This window comes from Brevibacterium sp. LAARM3_SD1, from assembly GCF_057364765.1.
Genome location: NZ_JBNFOL010000008.1, coordinates 137337 through 156861, shown reverse-complemented (window position 1 = coordinate 156861; position 19525 = coordinate 137337). Strand labels below are relative to the sequence as shown.

The following is a 19525-nucleotide window of genomic DNA, read 5'->3' as shown; positions in this document are numbered from 1 at the left end:
CAGCAACCTCGCGCGAGGTTGCTGGGCCGCCGTCAGGTAGTAATCAGGGGGTGGTGCGGAGGGTTCTGGCCAGTTCGCGGCGCTCAGCCTGCTCCTTCGGGTCCGGGACCGGCAGCGACGCGATGAGACGCTTCGTGTAGTCGTTGTCCGGTGATCCGAGCACCTGCTCACCCGTGCCCTCTTCGAGCAGCTCACCGTGGAAGAGCACCCCGATGCGGTCGGAGAGCATATCGACCACGGCGAGGTCATGGCTGATGAACAGGGCCGCGAAGTCGAAGCGGTTCTGCAGCTCGACGAAGAGCTCGAGCACCTTCGCCTGCACCGACACGTCGAGAGCCGAGGTCGGCTCATCGGCGATGAGCAGCTCCGGATCGAGCGCCAGCCCACGCGCCAACGACGCCCGCTGGCGCTGACCGCCTGAGAGCTCGTGCGGATAGCGGGCCGCATACGCCTTCGGCAGCTGCACGGAATCGAGGAGTTCGAGCACTCGCTGCGACCTGTCGGACGGGCTCATCTCCCGCCGGTGGATCGCGAACGGTTCGGCGATGCACTCCCCGATCGTCAGGTGCGGATTGAACGAGGCCGCCGGGTCCTGGAACACAAACCCGATCCGTCGCCGGATCTTCGAGAACGCACGCTCCTTGAACCCGACCATCTCGTGCCCGAGCACCGCGAGGCTGCCGCCGCTGGCCCTGGTCAGGCCCGCGATCGCACGCCCGATCGTGGTCTTGCCCGACCCCGATTCGCCGACGAGTCCGTAGACCTCGCCGGCCTTGATGTCGAAGCTGACCTTCTTCACCGCGTGGAAGTCCGATTTGCCGATTCCGCCCGGATAGACGATGTCGAGATCGCGCGCGGTCACGATCGATTCGCGTGCATCTCTCTCCTTCGCCGAGGCGGTCCCGACCGAGGTCTCCCCCGCTGAGTCGGTGCGGCGTGAGCCGGCACCGTCCGATGTCTCACCCGTCGACGACGGATCCCCCGCGGTCGCACCGGACCGGGGTTCCGCCTCGGCGGCGGCCGCCTTGCGACTGCCGGCCACGGTCGACCCGATCCGCGGCACTGCCGCGAGCAGCTCACGCGTGTACTGCTCCTGCGGATCATTGAAGAGCTGCTCGACGGACGAGACCTCGACGAGGTCGCCGCGCAGCATCACGGCCACGCGATCGGCGAGGTCGGCGACGACGCCCATGTTGTGGGTGATGAGGACGATGGCCGTGCCCGTCTCGTCCCGCAGTTCGCGCAGCAGGTCGAGGATCTCCGCCTGCACGGTGACGTCGAGGGCGGTGGTCGGCTCGTCGGCGACGATGAGCTTCGCGCCGAGAGCCAAGGCCATGGCGATGACGATGCGCTGCTTCTGCCCGCCCGAGAACTGGTGCGGATAGTAGTCGAAACGGCTTTCGGCATCGGGGATCCCGACCTGCTGCATGGCCGTGACGACGCGTGCCTTGAGGTCGGCCTTGCTCGCCTTCCTATCGTGGGCGCGCAGGCCTTCGGCGATCTGCCATCCGACCGTGTACACGGGGTTGAGCGCGGTCGACGGCTCCTGGAAGACCATCGCCACATCCCGGCCGCGCATGGCCCGCAGCTCATCGGCGGAGACGCTGAGCACGTTCTGCCCGGAGATGACGATGGCTCCGGAGCGCTGTGCCGTCTCCGGCAGCAGCCCGAGGATGGACCGGGCGGTCACGGTCTTGCCGGACCCCGACTCACCCACGATCGCCAGCACCTCACCGGGTGAGACGCTCAGCGATACGTCTTTGACGGCGTGGACGTCCCCGCCATCGGTGGAGAAGGTGACGTCGAGGCCGTCGACGTCGAGGATGCTGCCGGTCGCCGAGGCGGTCTGCTCGTGTTTCTGCTTGCTCATGCCGTGACCTCCGCGGACTTGGTGTTCTTGAGCTTGGCTTTGCGTCGCACGCGCAGACGCGGATCGTTGAGGTCGTTCATCGACTCACCGACCAGGGTGATTCCCAGCACCGTGAGCACGATGGCCAGGCCCGGGAACACCGCCGTCCACCACACGCCGGAGGTGACGTCCGGCAGTGCCTTGTTGAGGTCGTATCCCCATTCCGACGCCGAGGTGGGTTCGATGCCGAAGCCCAGGAACCCGAGTCCGGCCAAGGTCAGGATCGCCTCGGAGGAGTTGAGTGTGAAGATCAGCGGCAGGGTCCGCGTGGCATTGCGGAAGATGTGCTTGGAGATGATCCGCGTCTTCGACGCGCCGAGGACGATCGCCGATTCGACGAACGGCTCGGCCTTCAGACGCAGGGTCTCGGCACGGACGACGCGGAAGTACTGCGGGATGAAGACGACCGTGATCGAGAACGCGGCCGCGGCGATGCCGCCCCACGCACTCGACTGACCGCCGGAGATCGCGATCGACATGACCAGCGCCAGCAGCAGGGTCGGGAAGGCGTAGACGGCATCGGCGATGACGACGAGGATGCGGTCGAGCCAACCGCCGATGTAACCGGAGATGAGACCGAGGATGACACCGGCGAAGATCGACATGACCACGGCCACGACGATGACGGCCACAGCCGTCTGGGCGCCCCAGACGACACGGGAGAAGACATCGTAGCCGCCGACGGTCGTGCCCCAGATGTGGGTGCCGCCGGGGGGCAGCTTCGAGCCGAAGTTGCCCTCGGAGGTGCCCAGCTGGTTGAACCCGTAGGGGGCGATGAGCGGAGCGAAGATCGCGCAGATGAGCACGATTCCGCACAGCACCAAGCCGGTGATGAGCATTCCGCGCTGCAGACCGACCGACTGCCTCAGGTGGGAGATGATCGGCAGGCGGGAGAACCAGGATTTCCTAGTTCGGTCGTCGAACGCCACTGCGGGGACACCGGAGCCGGGAGCCTCCTCGGCGAAGGTCTGGGCCGTCTCATCCGGGCCGGTTCTGTGGAGTCTCTGGAGTGGACATCAGTACCTCACTCTCGGGTCGATGAACGCGGCGATGACGTCGACGAGGAAGTTCGTGACCGCGACGATGACGGCGAGGAAGACGACGATTCCCTGGACGGCCACGAAGTCACGGGCGGTCAGGTATTCGGCGAGTTTGAAGCCGAGTCCCTTCCACTCGAACGTCGTCTCCGTGAGCACGGCGCCGGCGAGCATGAGCGCGATCTGCATGCCCATGACGGTGATGATCGGGATCAGCGCAGGACGGTACGCATGCTTGGTGACCAGGCGGTATTCGGAGATTCCGCGGGATCGACCGGAGTCGATGTACTGCTGTTCGAGCGTGCCGATGAGGTTCGTGCGCACGAGTCGGAGGAAAACTCCGGCGGTGAGCACGCCGAGCGCGATCGCCGGCAGCACCGCATGGGCGAGGACATCGCCGAGGACGGAGAAGTTGCCGATGCGCAGAGCATCGACGAGGTAGAACCTCGTCGGGCCGACGACACCGGACATGATGTACTCGGTCTCCGTGGTGCCGCGGCCGGCCACCGGCAGGACCGGCAGGAAGACGCCGAAGATGAGTTTGAGGATCATGCCGGCGAAGAACACCGGGGTCGCATAGCCGAGGATCGCGAGCACACGCAGTGCCGCATCCGGGGCCTTGTCGCGGTGGTAGGCGGCGAGCATGCCCAGCGGGATGCCGAGGATGAACGCGACGATGAGCGCGTAGAAGACGAGTTCGACGGTCGCCGATCCGTAGTTGAGCAGGATCGACGAGACGGGCTGGCCGTCGGAGACCGCGGTGCCGAAGTCGCCCTTGAGCAGGTTGCCCATGTATTCGAAGTACTGGACGAGGATGGGCCGGTCGTAGCCGGCGGCGTGGACGCGCTCGGCCAGCTGGGCCTTCGTCAGGCGTCCGCCCAGCGCTGCGGTGATCGGGTCACCGGTGATGCGCATGAGGAAGAACACCAGAGTGGTGAGGATGAAGATGGTGGGAATGATGAGGAGGAAGCGGATGAGGACATAGCGTCCCAGACCGCCTCCCGAGGGCTTCTTGACCGCGACCGAAGTCTCGGCGGCCTCTTCCCCTGGTTCGCTGATGGCAGCAGACATGTGTTCCTTATGGGATGTGTTTCGAGGCGCTCGCGGCGAGGGACGGGCAGAGGTCGCCTCGGTGAGGGGTCACTGCAGATGTACGGACCTCACCGCGAACGCGCCACGAGGTGCAGGCGAACCGGTCGGCTCACCTGCACCTCGTGTGGGTGATCACTTGCTCAGCAGCGCCAAACGGAACTGGAAAGCGGGGTCGAGGGTGTCGTCGACGCCCTTGACGTCCTTGCCGGACACGGCGATCTGGTTGCCCTGCAGCAGCGGCAGGGTCGGCAGTTCGTCAGCCAGCTGACCCTGGATCTTCTTCAGAGCCTCTTCGCGCTTGCCCTCATCGGCGATCGAGGACTGAGCGTTGAGCTCCTTGTTCATCGCCTCGTCACGGTAGTGGTTGGCGAGGAACGACGGAGTCTCATCCGTGTCGTAGAAGAACGGCACGAGGTAGTTGTCGGCATCCGAGTAGTCCGGGAACCAACCCAGCTGGTACATCGGGTAGACGTCGTCGGTGCGGTCCTTCGAGTACTGCACCCACTCGGTCGACTGCAGCTTGACCTTGAACAGCCCGGTCTTGTCCAGCTGGTCCTTGACCAGGGCGTACTCATCGCCCGAGGACGGACCGTAGTGGTCCGGGTTGTACTGCAGCTTGAGCTCGACCGGGGTCTTGACTCCGGCGTCCTTGAGCGCCTTCTTCGCCTTCTCGACATCGGCGCCGCCCTTGCCGTCGCCGTATTCGGACTTCAGCGGCTCGTCGGAGCCGGGCAGTCCGTCGGGCACGTGCGAGTACAGCGGGGTGAAGGTGTCCTTGTAGACCTGGCTGGCGATGGCCTGACGGTCGACGGAGTCGGCCATGGCCTTGCGCACGGCGAGCGCCTTCTTCTCATCGGCCTCATCGGTCTTCGCACCGAAGGGCATCGTGTCGTAGTTGAACACGATGTAGCGGATCTCGCCGCCGGGGCCCTTGTGGACCTTGAGGTCCTCGTTCTTGCCGAGGTCCTCGACGTCGGTGGCCGAGAGCGAACGCCAGGCCACGTCGATGGTGTTCTCCTGGACGTCGAGCTTCATATTGTTCGCGTCCGAGTAGTACTTCATCTGCACGGTCTCGGTCTTCGCGGGCTCGATGAAGCCCTTGTAGTCCGGGTTGGCCTTGTAGGTGATCAGCTCGTTGAACTTGAAGCCGTCGATCGTGTACGGACCGGCGAAGGCCTTGCCGTCGACGATGTCCTGATCCTTCGTGACCTTGTCGGCCGAGAACACGTCTTCGTCGACGATCGGTCCGGCGGCGCTGGCCAGCACTCCCGGCCAGGTCTGGTCGTTCTTGCGCTTGAGGTTGAAGACGACGGTCTTCTCGTCCGGGGTCTCCACGGACTTCAGTCCGCCCAGCAGCGAGGAGGGCCCGTTGGGGTCCTGGATCTTCAGCTGCCGGTCGAAGGAGAACTTCACGTCCGAGGACGTCAGTTCGTTGCCGTTGGCGTATTTGAGCCCGTCCTTGAGCTTGACCTCATACTTCGTCGGCTCGGTGAAGTCAGCCGATTCGGCGATCGATGGGTTGAGCTCGGCCGTGCCCGGCTTGTAGGCGAGGATATACGGGTAGATCTGCTGTTCGACGAGCGAGCTTCCGTTGTCGTACGCAGCAGCCGGGTCGAGAGCCACGACCTTGTCCGTGGTTCCGACCGTGAGCATTCCGCCCTTGTCGTCCCCGCCGCCGCCTCCGGTCGTCGAGGTCGAGCAGGCGGAGAGGAGCAGAGCTCCGGCTGCGGCGATGGCCACAGCCTTTGCACCGGTTCGTCGTTTCATGGTGTTCCTGTCGTTTCAAAAGTGCTCTTCGTGTCTTCTTTGCTCGAAGAGATCCGCACCACATCATACGGTCCCCGTCCCAAATAGTGAACTGACCCACATGAAGTGATCCAGTTCGCAATGACTTCGCAACAATTCGCCGAGGCGGCCCTGCCCGGCACAGCGAAACCTCTTTTGCCGGAACGGGAAACTGCGTCGGCGAATGCGATTTGCGTCACCGATGACAATCGGTTTGACTTATGAGGTGCATCACGGAGAACACATGGGAAACACTCGTGATACTGGCCGCTGAATCGCCGGCCGGCGCTCTGGCACAGACGCTAGATAAGCAACACCGTGTCGGCGATCCCGGCGCGGAAGAACGAATGGAGAAGCGTGTCCGCTTTCATCGACTGGCTCAACGGAGTTGTGTGGTCCTCCGCCCTCGTCTACCTGTGTCTCGGCGCGGGTGTCTATTTCACGATCCGCTCCCGCGCGGTTCAGATCCGCCAGATCCCAGCCATCTTCAGGCAGATGTTCAGGGGCAAGAGCTCCAATGAGGGAGTCTCGTCCTTCCAGGCCCTCGCGATCTCTCTGGCCGGCGTGTCGGCGTCGGCAATATCGCCGGCGTCGCCACCGCCATCGGCTTCGGAGGCCCGGGTGCCGTCGTCTGGATGTGGATCTCGGCCCTCCTCGGCGCTTCGACGTCCTACGTCGAATCCACCCTGGGACAGATCTTCAAGGAACAGGATCCCCGCACCGGTGAGTACCGCGGCGGCCCGGCCTTCTACATCGAGAAGGCCTACCGCCACACCAAGGCCCGCGGGCTGTTCAAGGTCTACGGCATGGTCTTCGCGGCCGTGACCGTCATCGCCATGTCCTTCATGCTGCCGGGCATCCAGTCCAATGCGATCTCCGGCGCCGTCGAGAACGCCTGGAGCGTTCCCACCTGGGGAACTGCCATCGCGCTCGTCATCATCCTGGGCTTCATCGTCGTCGGCGGAATCAAGCGCATCGCGCACTTCGCCTCGCTGGCGGTTCCGTTCATGGCCGTCATCTACATCATTGCAGCCATCGCCGTGACCATCATCAATGCCGACCAGATCGTTCCGGTCTTCCAGCTGATGTTCAACTCGGCATTCGGCATCGACGCCGGTCCGGAAGCCGCCTTCGGCGGAATCATCGGCATGGCGGTCCAGTGGGGCGTCCAGCGCGGCATCTACTCGAACGAAGCCGGACAGGGCACCGGACCCCACGCAGCCTCGGCGGCCGAGGTCTCACACCCCTCGAAGCAGGGACTCGTGCAGGCTGGCTCGGTCTACATCGACACTCTATTCGTGTGCTCGGCGACCGCGTTCATGATCCTCTCGACCGGTATGTACCGAGTCTTCGACGCCGACGAGACGACGATCATCGGCACCGGTCGCGGACAGATGGTCGAAGAGATCGCTGCGACCCCGGGCGAGAAGTGGCCGCAGGCGGGACTCGACTCGATGATCCACGGCTTCGGGGCCAGCTTCATCGCGATCTCGATCTTCCTCTTCGCCCTGACCACGATCGTCGCGTACTACTACATGGCAGAGACGAACCTCGTCTACCTGCTGGGCAAGGCCAATAACACCTTCGTCCTCGCGGTCGGCAAGCGCGTGCTGCAGCTGCTCATCCTCATCGCCGTCGCCGTGGGTGCGATGTCGACCGCGGGCAGCGCCTGGGCGCTCGGTGACATCGGCGTGGGCCTCATGGCCTGGCTGAACATCATCGGCATCCTCATCCTGCAGCAGCCGGCGTTCAAGCTCCTGCGCGACTTCGAACGCCAGATCAAGCACGGCCTGGACCCGGTGTTCGAGCCCGAGAAGATCGGCGTGCGCAACGCCGACTTCTGGGATCAGCGCGTGGCTCGGCTCAAGGCCGGCGAGGCGGTGCCGGAAGGCTGATGACCCTCGCGGTCGGCTGACGATTCGTCGCCGCCGATCCGCGGGACACCACGAGGCCCGGGACAATGGCGTCCCGGGCCTCGTGCCATTCACAGTGGAATCTCGCCGAGAAACGGGCTGAGCGCCGAGACACGGGTGTGCACATGCGTTTCTCGACGCTTGGCCCGTTTCTCGACGGTTCACGGGGCAGGCTCTGCTGCCCGCCGGCTCACTTCTTCAGGCTGGTGCCTGCCGAGCCGAGGTTCTGGCAGGCTTCGACGACGCGTTCGGCCATGGCCTTCTCCGCCGCCTTGCCGTAGGAGCGCGGGTCGTAGAGCTTCTTGTCGCCGACCTCTCCGTCGATCTTGAGCACTCCGTCGTAGTTGCGGAACATGTGCTCGACGACGGGGCGGGTGAAGGCGTACTGGGTGTCGGTGTCGATATTCATCTTCACGACTCCGTGGCGGACCGCCTCGGCGATCTCCTCTGCGCTCGAACCCGAGCCGCCGTGGAAGACGAGGTCGAAGGGATCTTTCTTGCCGACCTCGGCGCCGACCTTCTCCTGGATCTCACCGAGGAGTTCGGGGCGCAGCCTCACGTTGCCGGGCTTGTACACGCCGTGGACGTTTCCGAAGGTGAGAGCCGTGAGGTAGCGGCCCTTCTCGCCGGTGCCCAGCGCCCGCGCGGTGGCCAGTCCGTCCTCGACGGTGGTGTAGAGCTTGTCGTTGATCTCGTTCTCGACGCCGTCCTCTTCGCCGCCGACGACGCCGACCTCGATCTCGAGGATCGAGTGCGCGGCTGCCGAGAGCTCGAGCAGCTCCTCGGCGAGGACGAGGTTCTCGTCGAGGGGTACGGCCGAACCGTCCCACATGTGCGACTGGAAGTAGGGCTCGCCGCCGTTCTTCACGCGCTCGGTCGACGCGGCGAGGAGGGGCTTGACCCAGGCTTCGACGGCGTCCTTCGGGGCGTGGTCGGTGTGCAGCGCGATGTTGACGTCGTAGCTCTTGGCCACCTCGGCGGCGAAGACGGAGAACGCGATCGCACCGCGCACACGGTCCTTGACCGTCGGCCCGGACATGTATTCGGCGCCTCCCGTGGAGATCTGCACGATGCCGTCGGAACCGGCTTCGGCGAAGCCGCGGATGGCGGCGTTGATCGTCTGCGAGGAGGTGCAGTTGATCGCGGGGTAGGCGAAGCCCTGGGTCTTCGCGCGGTCGATCATCTCGGCATACACTTCGGGGCTGGCAATGGGCATACTTGCTCCTTGGTCGGGGTCGGCCGTTTCTGCTGCCACCAGCCTACTCGTTCCGTCCTGCCCATGGCAGGAGGTCCCAACGGGACCTTCCCTCGCCGAGGATGCCCACCCCTGGCATGGCCCGTGAACGATGAAACCGCTCGACCGGTCGGTCGAGCGGTTTCGTCGGTGGTGAGCCGCCTCGGCGAGAGACTCTGTCCGATGGGACACTCAGGGTGTAAGCCTCGGACGGGCCACTTCGGCGCGGGTCACGACTCGGTGTCCGGAGGTGTCTCCGTGTCCCGGGTCGGAACCTCACGCACGCCGCGCTTGTTGTCTCGGGAAGAAGACTTCGCGCGCTGCTTGCCGAGCAGACCCTGGGAGCTCTTGAGCCGGTAGTCGATGCGTTCGTCGACTTTCTCACCCAGGTATTCGTCGAAGTCGTCGGCCAGGTGCTCGCCGACCGCACGGTAGCGTGCGGCACGTTCGATCGCGGCGGTCCGCTTAGCCTCCTTTCCGAAGGCCTTGAGCGTGGACACACAGACAAGCAGCAAGATGATGGAGAACGGCAGAGCCGTGACCAGCGAACCCGCCTGCAGAGCGGTCAGTCCGCCGGCGACGAGCAGAGCGATGGCGATCGCACCCTCCATCACTGCCCACAGCACGCGCGACCAGATCGGCGGGTTCGGGTGACCGCCCGAGGCGAGCATGTCGACGACGAGCGAGCCCGAATCCGAGGAGGTGATGAAGAAGATCGCCACGAGGATGATCGCGATGACCGAGAGGATCGAGCCCAGCGGCAGGTCTCCGAGCACGTCGAAGAGGACACGCTCGGCGACGACTCCCTCATCCGGGTCGACGAGGTCGCCGGAACCGAAGATCTGACGGTAGATACCGGTTCCGCCGAGGACGGAGAACCAGAAGAACCCGACGATCGAAGGCACGAGCAGGACGCCGGCGATGAACTCGCGAACGGTGCGGCCGCGGGAGATGCGGGCGATGAAGACACCGACGAACGGCGCCCAGGCGATCCACCAGCCCCAGTAGAACAAGGTCCAGCTAGAGTTCCAATCAGCGCCTTCCTGACCGGAGTAGGCTCCGATGTCGAAGGTCATATCGAGCACGTTGGCCAACCAGACGCCGAGCGATTCGACGAAGTTCTGGAACAGGAACAGGGTCGGCCCCAGCACGAGAACCGTGATCAGCAGGACGCCGGCCATCGTGAGGTTGATGTTCGACAGCCACTTGATGCCCGCACCCACACCCGAGACCACCGAGGCGGTGGCAAGGAAGGTGATGATGACAATGAGGATGATGAGGAACGTGTTGTCGTAGTCGCCGACAACTCCGATGTGCTTCAGCCCCGCGGAGATCTGCTGGACGCCGAGGCCCAGCGAGGTGGCGATGCCGAAGACCGTGCCGAAGATCGCGATGATGTCGATGAGGTCACCGACCCAGCCCTTCACCTTGTTGCCGAGCAGCGGTTCGAGCGCCCAGCGGATCGACAGGGGACGTCCACGACGGTGGATGGCGTAGGCCAGCGCCATGCCGAGCACGGCGTAGAGAGCCCAGGGGTGCAGTCCCCAATGGACGAAGGTCTGCGCCATTCCCATCTGCGCATTCTCGACCTCGCCGCCCGGCCAGCCGGGTTTCGGTCCGGTGGTGGCGTAGGTCAGCGGTTCTGCGACGCCGTAGAAGACGAGGCCGATGCCCATGCCGGCGGCGAAGAGCATGGCGAACCAGGACATGAGTCCGAATTCGGGCTGGTCGTCGTCTTTGCCGAGTTTGATCTTGCCGTACTTCGAAAAGCCGACGATGATCGCGAAGGCGACGAAGAGTCCGACGACGAGCATGTAATACCAGCCGAGCTGGGAGACGATCCAGTTCTGGACGGTCGAGATGACATTGCCTGTGCTCTCGGGCAGGGCCACGGAGAACACGACGATGGCAACGATGATGACCAACGCAGGCCAGAACACACGTGGGGCGATCATGCCCTTGCCGATGCGCACACCCTGACGCTGCAGCTTCTTCGTGATCGCGTCATCGGAGTCGGTGTCTCCGATGTGGTACTTCTCAGGCAGGTGCAGTTCGACGGGGTCGGGTTCGCCGAACAGCAGCTGCTCTTCTGGACCCGGGCCGAGCCCGTTACCCGGCTGGGAGTTCGTGTCGGAGTCGCTCACTTCGTCCTCCTGATCGAATGATGGGATTACCGCTTCACTCTGCCCCATTCCTCAGCCACCTTCAAGACAGCTTTCAGCTGGCACCCGCATGACAGGGGTGTTATCCCTGGTCACGAATGGAGTTCATCAGTTCCGGAATCGGGAGACATTACTTAAGGGCATGAAAGTGCGAACGGGAGAATCAGCCCGAGATGGAGACCTCGTTTCGGACTCTGCGTTCAGTACAGTGGCCTCATGGCCTCGACTCTGACTCCGCCCGGTTCGGGAACCGGTTCGGGCAATCGCCTGCGCATCTTCAACTGGGCTCTATGGGACTGGGGTTCGGCGTCCTTCAACGCCGTGATCATCACCTTCGTCTTCGCTCCGTATCTGACGAAGTCCGTCGCCGCCACCGAGGAGGCAGGCTCCTCGGCCTTGGGCTGGTCGATGGCCGCGGCCGGTTTCGTCATCGCCGTCATCGCTCCGGCCGCCGGCACCCGGGCCGATGCCGGAGGTCGGCATCGCCTGTGGCTGGGCGTGCACACGGCAATCGTCGTGCTCACGATGTTCGGGCTCTTCTTCGTCCGCGATTCCCCCGACTATCTGTGGCTGGGTCTGCTGCTCCTGGCCGTGGGCAGCGTCTTCTTCGAATTCGCCGAGGTGTCCTACAACGGCATCATGGTCCGCATATCCCACCCCGACAACGTCGGCAAGGTCTCCGGATTCGGTTGGGGCATGGGCTACGTCGGAGGGCTGGTCCTTCTCGTCACCCTCCTCGTCCTCGTCATCCAACCCGAGATCGGCTTCCTCGGCGCCAGCGACGAGGAGGGACTGAGATTCCGCATCGTCGCGGTCCTGTCCGCCGTGTGGTTCGCGATCTTCGCGATCCCCGTCCTGTTCTCGGCACCGGGCGCGAAGGTCAAGGGCTCCTCGGGCGGGCACCCGATCCGCGCGTTCCTCTCCGATTATGCGGGCCTCGTGCGTCGTCTCATCCGGATGTGGTCGACCGAGCATCAGACGCTGCGGTTCTTCATCGCCTCGGCGGTCTTCCGGGACGGACTCGCCGCGATCTTCTCCTTCGCCGGTGTGCTCGCTGCCGGCAGCTACGGGTTCTCCGCCTCGGAGATCATCATCCTCGGCGTGGCCGCGAACGTCGCCGCCGGTGCCGGTGCGATGATCGCCGGCTGGTTCGATGATCGCCTCGGACCGAAGCCCGTCATCATCGCGGGCCTCGTCGTCATCATCCTCGGCGGGCTGCCGATCCTCTTCAGCGCCGAGGCGGCCGTGTTCTGGGTCTGCGCCCTGATCCTCAGCTTCTGCGTCGGTCCGGTCCAGGCGTCGAGTCGGTCGTTCCTGGCCCGCATCACCCCACCGGAATCGGCCGGGGAGAACTTCGGCCTCTACGCCACAACCGGACGGGCCGTGAGCTTCCTGGGTCCGGCGATGTTCGCCCTGGCGATCATGATCTTCGGTTTCCAACGGGCAGGGACGCTGGGCATCCTCGTGGTCCTCGCCGTCGGTCTGGCCCTCATCATCCCGGTCCGACCCGACGCCCCGGCGCATTCCATGCAGGCGCGCGACGAAAGCTGAAGCATTGCGGAGAGGCCGGGCGCCGGCCGCACCAGCTCACTGCCGGGCGAGCAGCTCGTCGATCTGGTTGAGCGCTCCTGTCGTTCCTTCGACGGCACCCATCTCCACCACGGTGCGCAGTGCCTCGACGGAGTCGAAGATCGATTCATAGGTGGCTCGGGTCCCGTTCTCGGTCGCTTCGAAGCTGTAGACGCACCTGCTTCCGGGCATCGATTCGACGATGGCGAAGTTCTCATCGGCGAAGTAGTCGCGGAATTCCAGGCGCGTGGGACGATCAACAGCGGTCACCTCCCACAGTCCGCAGAACCTCTCGCCCTCCGGGCTCGTCATGAAGTACGTGACTCTGCCGCCGGACTCGAGCGAATGGTCGACGACCGTGGCCGGGTACGTCGGAGGGCCCCAGATCTGCTCGAGCTGGCGGGGGTCGGCGTAGATCTCCCACACCCGGTCGAGCGGCGCCGCGAATTCGGCGACGATCGTCAGCGTCAGTGTCTCTTCGTCTGTGAAAGTGTCGATGACCGGCATTGCTGCTCCTCGAACATTGTGTTGGCTGGCTTCACGGCCCGGCCTGGTGATCCCCGGCCAGAAGGTCGTCGATCCTCTGCACTCGGTCGACCCATTGGTCTTCGAGCTCGGCGAGCATGCTCCGGATGGCGCGAAGCGGACCCACCTCTGTGTGGGCGATCTGCGCTCGACCGACTCGGCGCTTCGTCACCAATCCTGCACGTTCGAGGACGGCGACGTGCTTCTGCACTGCGGCGAAGCTCATGTCGTAGTCGGCTGCCAGATCGGACACCGAAAGGCCCTCCCCCGCGACTCTGCGCACGATATCGCGCCGGGTCCGGTCGGCCAATGCCTGGAAGAGCGCATCCGCCTCGTCATCGAGAAGTCCTTTCATACAATCCATCATACAACCGAATGGTTGTATGTAAATAGAGGGAGCGGAATTTTCCGGCTGCGCCATTGACATCCACGATTGCACACGCGTTTAATATTAAACATGCGTTCAACGACTTCCGATTCCAGCCCGCGCCGCTCTCCGAACTCCTCCCCGGAGACGGCGCAGAAGATCCTCTCCGCCGCCGTCGCCGAGTTCGCCGCTCATGGGTTCACGAGGACAACTGTCCGCGGCATCGCCGCTGCGGCCGCGGTCTCCCCCGGGCTGGTCATCCACCATTTCGGTTCCAAGGACGGGCTGCGCAGCGCCTGCGATGATCACGTGTTCGACCTGATAACGAGCGCAAAGGCGCGCAATGCCGAATACGCCACCATGGCAGTGCAGATGATGTTCGACGACCCCGAACTGGCCACGGCAGTTGACTATCTCGTCAAGTCCCTGCTCGACCCCAGCGACCACGGACAGCGCTACTTCGACCACTATGTCAACCTCGTCGAGTCCTATATCACCGAGGGATTCGCCGGATACACCTTCCGACAGAGCGAGGACTCCCACGGACAGGCGGCGACCATCGCGGTCATGGCTCTGGCACCCTCCCTGCTCGAACATCGTCTGCATTCGGTTCTCGGCACCGAAGACATTGCCGGAACGATGGCCCGACTCGCCCCGCATCTGCTCGATCTCTACCTGCATGGAGCGCTCGAATCCGTCCCCGACAACTCTGACCTAGGAGATGAGGAACCATGAGCACTGTGACCCGCACCCGTCGTACCGACGACAACCGAGCATCCGCCTCGGCGGCGATCTCGATGCACGAGGTCGTGAAGTCCTTTGGACGTGTCCGCGCACTCGACGGCCTCGACCTCGAGGTCGCCCGCGGCGAGGTCCACGGCTTCCTCGGCCCCAACGGCGCCGGCAAGTCGACGACGATCCGGATCCTGCTCGGAATCCTGCGGCACAACGCCGGTACGGTGCGCCTCCTCGGCGAGGATCCCTGGTCGAAGGCGGTGCCCCTGCACCGCCGTCTGGCCTATGTACCCGGCGATGTCGAACTGTGGCCGGGGCTGACCGGCGGTGAGGCGATCGACCTGTTCGCCCGGCTGCGCGGAGGGGTCGACAGACGACGTCGCGATGAACTCATCGAACGCTTCGACCTCGATCCGCGGAAGAAGGGCCGGACCTATTCGAAGGGCAACCGGCAGAAGGTCGCGCTCATCTCCGCACTGGCCTCGGACGTCGAACTGCTGCTCCTCGACGAACCGACGGCCGGGCTCGACCCGCTCATGGAGGCGGTGTTCCAGGACTGCATCCGCGAGGCGAAGGACGCCGGCCGCACGGTGCTGCTCTCCAGCCACATCCTCGCCCAGGTCGAGGCACTGGCCGATCGGGTATCGATCATCCGCTCCGGTCGCATCGTCGAGACGGGAACTCTGTCCGAGCTGCGGCACCTGTCGCGGACGACGATCGCCGTCGGTCTCGAACACGATGTGCCCGCCCTGTCCGAGATGACCGGAGTCCACGACCTCGTCCGCGAAGGTTCGCGGCTGCATTTCAGCGCCGATACGGCGCAGCTGCCCCGTATCATGCGGGCACTCGGCGAGCATGATGTCGAATCGCTCACCGCGACCCCGCCGACCCTCGAGCAGCTGCTGCTGCGTCACTACGGCAAGGAGGAGTCATGAATCTGCTGGCCGCGCACACGGACGATGGGGATCGCCCCATCCACGGCGGTGGGCCCACAGCACCTCGGTCGTCGCGCCATCGTGGTGCACATGAACGCGAAGGGGCCGGCCGCCTCGGCGAGGGGAACCTGGCAGGGCTGGGCCATCTGCTGCGGTTCATGCTGCGGCGGGACCGGCTGTGGCTGCCGATCTGGGTGCTTGCCCTGTCTGCGCTCACCGCGTATTTCGCGAATGCGATCGCCGTGGTCATGGACTCGGATTCGCTGCAGGCGATGACGGCGTTCGCGAAAAATCCGGTGATGGCGCTGATCACGGGTCCGGGCTACGGGCTCGACCAGGTGACCGTCCCGCGGTTCATCGTCGGCATGTACGGGGTATTCCTCATGATCGGGGCGGCTCTGATGTCGATCCTCACGGTCTCTCGGCACACTCGCGCCGAGGAGCAGACCGGGCGGGCCGAGCTCGTCCGCGCGAGCGTCACCGGTCGGCATACTCAGCTCATTGCGGCCCTTGTGCTCACGGTGTTCATGAATCTCCTGCTCGCTGCTGGGATGGCGGCGGCGTTCGGATTCTCTCAGGCCGAACCGGATTCGTGGTCGGCGACGGTGCTGTTCGCGGTCGGGATCGGCGCGGTGGGCTGTGTCTTCGCGGCCGTCACCGCGGTCACGGTGCAGCTGAGTGCCTTCGCCAGGGCCGCCTCGTCGATGGCCGGCGCGGTGCTGGCGCTCAGCTTCGTCCTGCGCGGGATCGGCGATATGTCGCACGTTTCCGGAGGTTCGCTCGATTGGCTGTCGTGGTTCTCGCCCTTGGGGTGGGCGCAGCAGACGGCGCCGTTCACCCTCGACCGCTGGTGGCCGCTGCTGTATTCGGCCGGTCTGTTCGCAGTCCTCGTCGTCGTGGCCATGGTGCTGCAGTCCCGTCGCGATCTGGGTGCCGGGATCGTCGCCGAACGGCTGGGCCGGTCGCAGGCAGGACTGCTGCTGTCGACGCCGCCCAGTCTGGCACTGCGCCTGCAGGCATCGAGTCTGATCTGGTGGTCGCTGAGCATGCTGGTCATGGGAGTGGTGTTCGGTTCGTTCACCGGGCCCATGGACGAAGGAGCGGCGGGGATGCCGCCGGAGATCCTGGCGATCATGGGCGGGCGGTCCGGAATCGTCGACGGCTACCTCGGCTATATGGCCCTGTACTTCGCCATCATCGTCTCCGCGTATGCGGTCATCGCCGCAGGTGGCCTGCGGTCCGAGGAAGCTGCTTTCCACACCGAACCGGTGCTCGCGACCGCGGTCTCCCGCAGCGGTTGGTTGGCTTCGTGGGCCGCCGTGACGCTGGTCGGGGCGGGATGGCTGATGGCCATGGCCGGTCTTGGCGAAGGAGTAGGGGCCGCGGTGTCGATGGACGATTGGTCCCTGCTGTGGCCTGCCCTGCTCGGCCACCTCGCGCAGACGCCGTCGATCTGGGCCCTGCTCGGCTTCGCCTACCTGCTCTTTGGCTTCGCCCCGCGGCTGATGAGCCTGAGCTGGATCGTCTTCGGCGCCTCGGCGGTGCTCGCGCTCTTCGGCGGGCTGATGCAGCTCGACGATGCCATCCTCGACCTGTCCCTGTTCACCCATATCGGCCAATACCCGGCTCAGGATCTCTCCGCCGAGGCGGTGCTGTGGTTGGTCGGCATTACTGTGGTCCTCGTCGGGGCTGGGATGGTCGGGTTCCGGAGGCGGGACCTTGTGACGGCGTGAGAGCCGGGGCGGGTGCGTCCCGCCTGGTCTCAGGTATGCGTCTCCTCGGACTGAGAATCGGCAAGGAATCCGGAGGATCGGGCCCGGCGGAGGACCCCTGCACGGTTCGTCACCCCAAATTTGCGATACAGCGCCGAGAGTCGATTCTTCACGGTGCCAGTGACTTGGTTGAGTTCGGCTGCGATCTCCGCAACGGAGAGACCGCGAGCCAGGAGATCGATGAGCCGGGCCTCTCCGGCGTTGAGCTGAGGCGTCGAAGCAACTTCCACGGCCACGGGCCCGATGGCACGTAGCCGTGTCATAAGGTCCGCAGGTGAGTCACAGCAGTCCGAGAACTCATTGGCGGCCTCAGTCCACGCAGGCGAGTCGGCGGTGAGATCGATGAGGCGGCTTCGGTCGGCTCGCGGCAGAAGTGCCAGCGGAAGCAGCGAGCTCACCCAGGCAGACAGACTCACAGCCGTCGAAAAATCGCTCCGCGCCGCCTTTGTGTCTCCTCTGCGCAATTGTGCGGCGGCTCGGAGTGCGACGAGTTCGGCGCGGCCGCGTGGGCTCAGCGTCCGGTGGTAGAACCATGTGTCGGCGCATGCGATCGCGTCGGCGCTGTGCCCGGCGATGAGCTTCATTCTCACGTCGAGAACGATGCGGGCATCGCAGGATGGCGAGAGCCTCTCACGCTCGATCTCGGCCCATCGCAGTTGTCCGAGAGCGATGAAGACCATACTGCGCCCGAGCGCCAGCAGATTCTTCTCCGCCTCGGACAGGACTCCGGAGTCTCGGAACCGCTCAGCATCGTCGTTGACGAACAGCAGTCCGGACTCCGCCTCAGCGGACAGAACCGCGAGGACCCTGGCGATGAAGGGCAGATAGACCCACAGGGTCCGCTTCTCCGGATAGGCGATCAGAGCCTCGAGTTCCGATTCAGTTCGGTCCAAGTCGAGACGATCGAGTGACCGCAGTGCTTGGGCGATGTGCAGGGGCGGGGTGACCAGTTCGTCGATGATGACGGTCGGTGGCTGGTGCATAGGGTCAGAGCGGCGCAGCTGAGCCGAACCGGGTTCGGACTCCGAGCGGGTCTTCACCAGCGAATCGTTGATTGCCGGCAGGTGCTCGTCGGCCCGCTCGTGATCGCCGCTCAAAACGGAGATCAGAGCTGTCCAGGCGTTGATAGCCGGAAGCAGGAAGTCGCCATCTGTGTGTCCGGCTCGAGCCGAGCTCTCGATCTCATGGAGGATCGACAGGGCACGTCTGGGCTCGGCCGCATGGTGAAGGGCGATGGCGGTGAGGAGAAGGATGATGGACCGTGTTCGAGCGCTCCGAAGCTGAGTCGCCGTCTGCATTCCCAGCGTCGCAGCTTCGGGGTGACGGCCTGCGTCCGCGAGGCCGATCATCTGCCGAACTGTGCCGATGAAGTCGACGGGCCTTGATTCGTCAGGCGATGCATGCCCCGCGTTCTTCATGGCCCGACTGTCCTCGACCCTGCCGCTCTCGACCTTGCCGTCTCTGTGCGTCCCGGGCAGTCGTGATCGCAGCATCCCTGGACCGGTCTGCTCCACTGCCGCTGCCCGAATTCCGGCAGGAGTCCACTCGGCAGCACCGGCGATGATGTCTTCGGCGAGAGTTCCGAAGAACTCAAGGCCCGAACCGGCCTTCCTTGCTCTGGGCGGCAGCAGTCGGAACGCGGCACAGCCGGATTCTGGGGCAAGGAGGAACATCGAAATGCCCACTGCCTCAGCGATGCCCAGGAGTGCGGACCAATGCCCTCCGCGTCGGGCCAGAAGCAGAACGTCGCTGAGAAGTCCTGCATCGACCTGACCCGGAGATTCCATATGCTCGATGAGCACGCTGAGCAGTGCTTCGACTGCGGCGCGGACCCGGGAATCGGCGTCGAGGTCTCTGCGTATCTTCGCGGCGAGGAGTGTCGGGACCTGCAGAAGGGCCCCACGGTCCGCATCGTGGATGCGGATGAGCACTCCGCTGGTCTGGAGCCGCTCGATCACACTGTCCGGGTCATTGATTCCGCTGGCGCCGAGGAGTTCGTCGGCGACAGCGGTCAGAATGCGCAGTGCAGTCGTCTCGGATACGACGCTGAGCTGAGCGAGCACGACGACGGCTGATTCGTCTCCCGAACCGAGAGACAGGTTCACTGGCGGGCACAGTTCGGCAACCCAGTTCGAGAACGCTGCCGAGTCGGGCTCGACAGGAACTCCGGCGCCGTTGGCGGCTCTGATCACCGCTTGAGCGAAATGAACACGACCGGCACAGGCCATCCACAGTCTTCGGCAGAGTTCTGAGTCGAGGGGTCCCACGTCCTCGGAATCGAGTGCCTCAGCAAAATCGCGCAGGCCGCGGCGGGGGTCCGGCATCTCGCTGTCAGCGGTCCAACTCATGGCCACCAATCCTTCAACTCGGCGGATCATTCCCGCGTCCCATTCGTCGACGTACACGTCGGCCCTCCTCCCAGCCCCGTCCTCACTGACCGGACTTGCCGGCTCACGATTCAATGAGCCGTCCGAGTACACACTGTGCCCA

General features: G+C 64.8%; 13 protein-coding genes and 1 pseudogene. 5 read left to right on the top strand and 9 right to left on the bottom strand.

The genetic code is table 11. The annotated features are described in order from the left end of the window. Positions 1-43 precede the first annotated feature (43 nt). The 4 genes from AC2W7L_RS07060 to AC2W7L_RS07045 all read right to left on the bottom strand — a co-directional run bounded on the left by AC2W7L_RS07060 (position 44) and on the right by AC2W7L_RS07045 (position 5805). The gene (locus AC2W7L_RS07060) at positions 44-1870 is read right to left on the bottom strand and encodes a dipeptide ABC transporter ATP-binding protein (RefSeq protein WP_486003875.1); all 1827 of its coding nucleotides are present in this window, start codon (positions 1868-1870) and stop codon (positions 44-46) included. Further along, complete coding sequence (locus AC2W7L_RS07055) at positions 1867-2838, bottom strand: ABC transporter permease (RefSeq protein WP_486003874.1); 972 nt, start codon at positions 2836-2838, stop codon at positions 1867-1869. The genes AC2W7L_RS07060 and AC2W7L_RS07055 overlap by 4 nt, the downstream gene beginning before the upstream one ends. Positions 2839-2925: 87 nt before the next feature. Then, on the bottom strand, positions 2926-4017 hold the full coding sequence (locus AC2W7L_RS07050; RefSeq protein WP_486003873.1) for an ABC transporter permease: 1092 nt from the start codon (positions 4015-4017) through the stop codon (positions 2926-2928). A gap of 153 nt (positions 4018-4170) precedes the next feature. Further along, positions 4171-5805, bottom strand: coding sequence for an ABC transporter substrate-binding protein (locus tag AC2W7L_RS07045; RefSeq protein WP_486003872.1), 1635 nt, complete (start codon positions 5803-5805; stop codon positions 4171-4173). A gap of 375 nt (positions 5806-6180) precedes the next feature. Between AC2W7L_RS07045 and AC2W7L_RS07040 the strand changes: the two are divergent. Continuing rightward, positions 6181-7718: pseudogene (locus tag AC2W7L_RS07040) on the top strand (alanine/glycine:cation symporter family protein). Positions 7719-7926: 208 nt separating this feature from the next. Here AC2W7L_RS07040 and fbaA read toward each other — a convergent pair. Next, positions 7927-8952, bottom strand: coding sequence for a class II fructose-bisphosphate aldolase (fbaA, locus tag AC2W7L_RS07035; RefSeq protein ID WP_486003871.1), 1026 nt, complete (start codon positions 8950-8952; stop codon positions 7927-7929). A 248-nt stretch (positions 8953-9200) separates the two neighbouring features. After that, positions 9201-11162, bottom strand: a complete 1962-nt coding sequence (locus AC2W7L_RS07030; RefSeq protein WP_486003870.1) for a BCCT family transporter — start codon at positions 11160-11162, stop codon at positions 9201-9203. Between the two features lie 186 nt (positions 11163-11348). Here AC2W7L_RS07030 and AC2W7L_RS07025 point away from each other — a divergent pair, with 186 nt between their 5' ends. Further along, entirely contained in the window at positions 11349-12683 is a 1335-nt protein-coding gene (locus AC2W7L_RS07025; protein WP_486003869.1) for an MFS transporter, read from the top strand. Positions 12684-12719: 36 nt separating this feature from the next. On the opposite strand, the gene AC2W7L_RS07020 is transcribed toward AC2W7L_RS07025, so the two are convergent. Together AC2W7L_RS07020 and AC2W7L_RS07015 are read right to left on the bottom strand one after the other, a co-directional pair. Then, positions 12720-13208: an SRPBCC family protein gene (locus AC2W7L_RS07020; protein WP_486003868.1), complete on the bottom strand. Its 489-nt coding sequence runs from the start codon at positions 13206-13208 to the stop codon at positions 12720-12722. A 31-nt stretch (positions 13209-13239) separates the two neighbouring features. Next, on the bottom strand, positions 13240-13581 hold the full coding sequence (locus AC2W7L_RS07015; protein ID WP_486003867.1) for an ArsR/SmtB family transcription factor: 342 nt from the start codon (positions 13579-13581) through the stop codon (positions 13240-13242). 102 nt (positions 13582-13683) lie between these two features. Between AC2W7L_RS07015 and AC2W7L_RS07010 the strand changes: the two genes are divergently transcribed. The 3 genes from AC2W7L_RS07010 to AC2W7L_RS07000 are packed head-to-tail and all read left to right on the top strand — an operon-like array spanning position 13684 to position 16996. Further along, complete coding sequence (locus tag AC2W7L_RS07010) at positions 13684-14328, top strand: TetR/AcrR family transcriptional regulator (protein ID WP_486003866.1); 645 nt, start codon at positions 13684-13686, stop codon at positions 14326-14328. Continuing rightward, the gene (locus tag AC2W7L_RS07005; protein WP_486003865.1) at positions 14325-15263 is read left to right on the top strand and encodes an ABC transporter ATP-binding protein; all 939 of its coding nucleotides are present in this window, start codon (positions 14325-14327) and stop codon (positions 15261-15263) included. The genes AC2W7L_RS07010 and AC2W7L_RS07005 overlap by 4 nt, the downstream gene beginning before the upstream one ends. After that, positions 15260-16996, top strand: coding sequence for an ABC transporter permease (locus tag AC2W7L_RS07000; RefSeq protein WP_486003864.1), 1737 nt, complete (start codon positions 15260-15262; stop codon positions 16994-16996). Before AC2W7L_RS07005 ends, AC2W7L_RS07000 begins: the two co-directional genes overlap by 4 nt. Positions 16997-17025: 29 nt before the next feature. Here the strand turns inward: AC2W7L_RS07000 and AC2W7L_RS06995 are convergent, their stop codons facing one another. Beyond that, positions 17026-19383, bottom strand: a complete 2358-nt coding sequence (locus AC2W7L_RS06995) for a helix-turn-helix transcriptional regulator (protein WP_486003863.1) — start codon at positions 19381-19383, stop codon at positions 17026-17028. Between the last annotated feature and the right edge of the window lie 142 nt (positions 19384-19525).

What these genes read in the sequence shown, in the direction of transcription:
- AC2W7L_RS07005 (WP_486003865.1), top strand. Translation starts at nt 14,325, where the DNA reads ATGAGCACTGTGACCCGCACCCGTCGTACCGACGACAACCGAGCATCC.
- AC2W7L_RS07060 (WP_486003875.1), bottom strand. Translation starts at nt 1,870, where the DNA reads ATGAGCAAGCAGAAACACGAGCAGACCGCCTCGGCGACCGGCAGCATC.
- fbaA (WP_486003871.1), bottom strand. Translation starts at nt 8,952, where the DNA reads ATGCCCATTGCCAGCCCCGAAGTGTATGCCGAGATGATCGACCGCGCG.
- AC2W7L_RS07020 (WP_486003868.1), bottom strand. Translation starts at nt 13,208, where the DNA reads ATGCCGGTCATCGACACTTTCACAGACGAAGAGACACTGACGCTGACG.
- AC2W7L_RS07050 (WP_486003873.1), bottom strand. Translation starts at nt 4,017, where the DNA reads ATGTCTGCTGCCATCAGCGAACCAGGGGAAGAGGCCGCCGAGACTTCG.
- AC2W7L_RS06995 (WP_486003863.1), bottom strand. Translation starts at nt 19,383, where the DNA reads ATGAGTTGGACCGCTGACAGCGAGATGCCGGACCCCCGCCGCGGCCTG.
- AC2W7L_RS07045 (WP_486003872.1), bottom strand. Translation starts at nt 5,805, where the DNA reads ATGAAACGACGAACCGGTGCAAAGGCTGTGGCCATCGCCGCAGCCGGA.
- AC2W7L_RS07000 (WP_486003864.1), top strand. Translation starts at nt 15,260, where the DNA reads ATGAATCTGCTGGCCGCGCACACGGACGATGGGGATCGCCCCATCCAC.
- AC2W7L_RS07010 (WP_486003866.1), top strand. Translation starts at nt 13,684, where the DNA reads ATGCGTTCAACGACTTCCGATTCCAGCCCGCGCCGCTCTCCGAACTCC.
- AC2W7L_RS07015 (WP_486003867.1), bottom strand. Translation starts at nt 13,581, where the DNA reads ATGAAAGGACTTCTCGATGACGAGGCGGATGCGCTCTTCCAGGCATTG.
- AC2W7L_RS07030 (WP_486003870.1), bottom strand. Translation starts at nt 11,162, where the DNA reads ATGGGGCAGAGTGAAGCGGTAATCCCATCATTCGATCAGGAGGACGAA.
- AC2W7L_RS07025 (WP_486003869.1), top strand. Translation starts at nt 11,349, where the DNA reads ATGGCCTCGACTCTGACTCCGCCCGGTTCGGGAACCGGTTCGGGCAAT.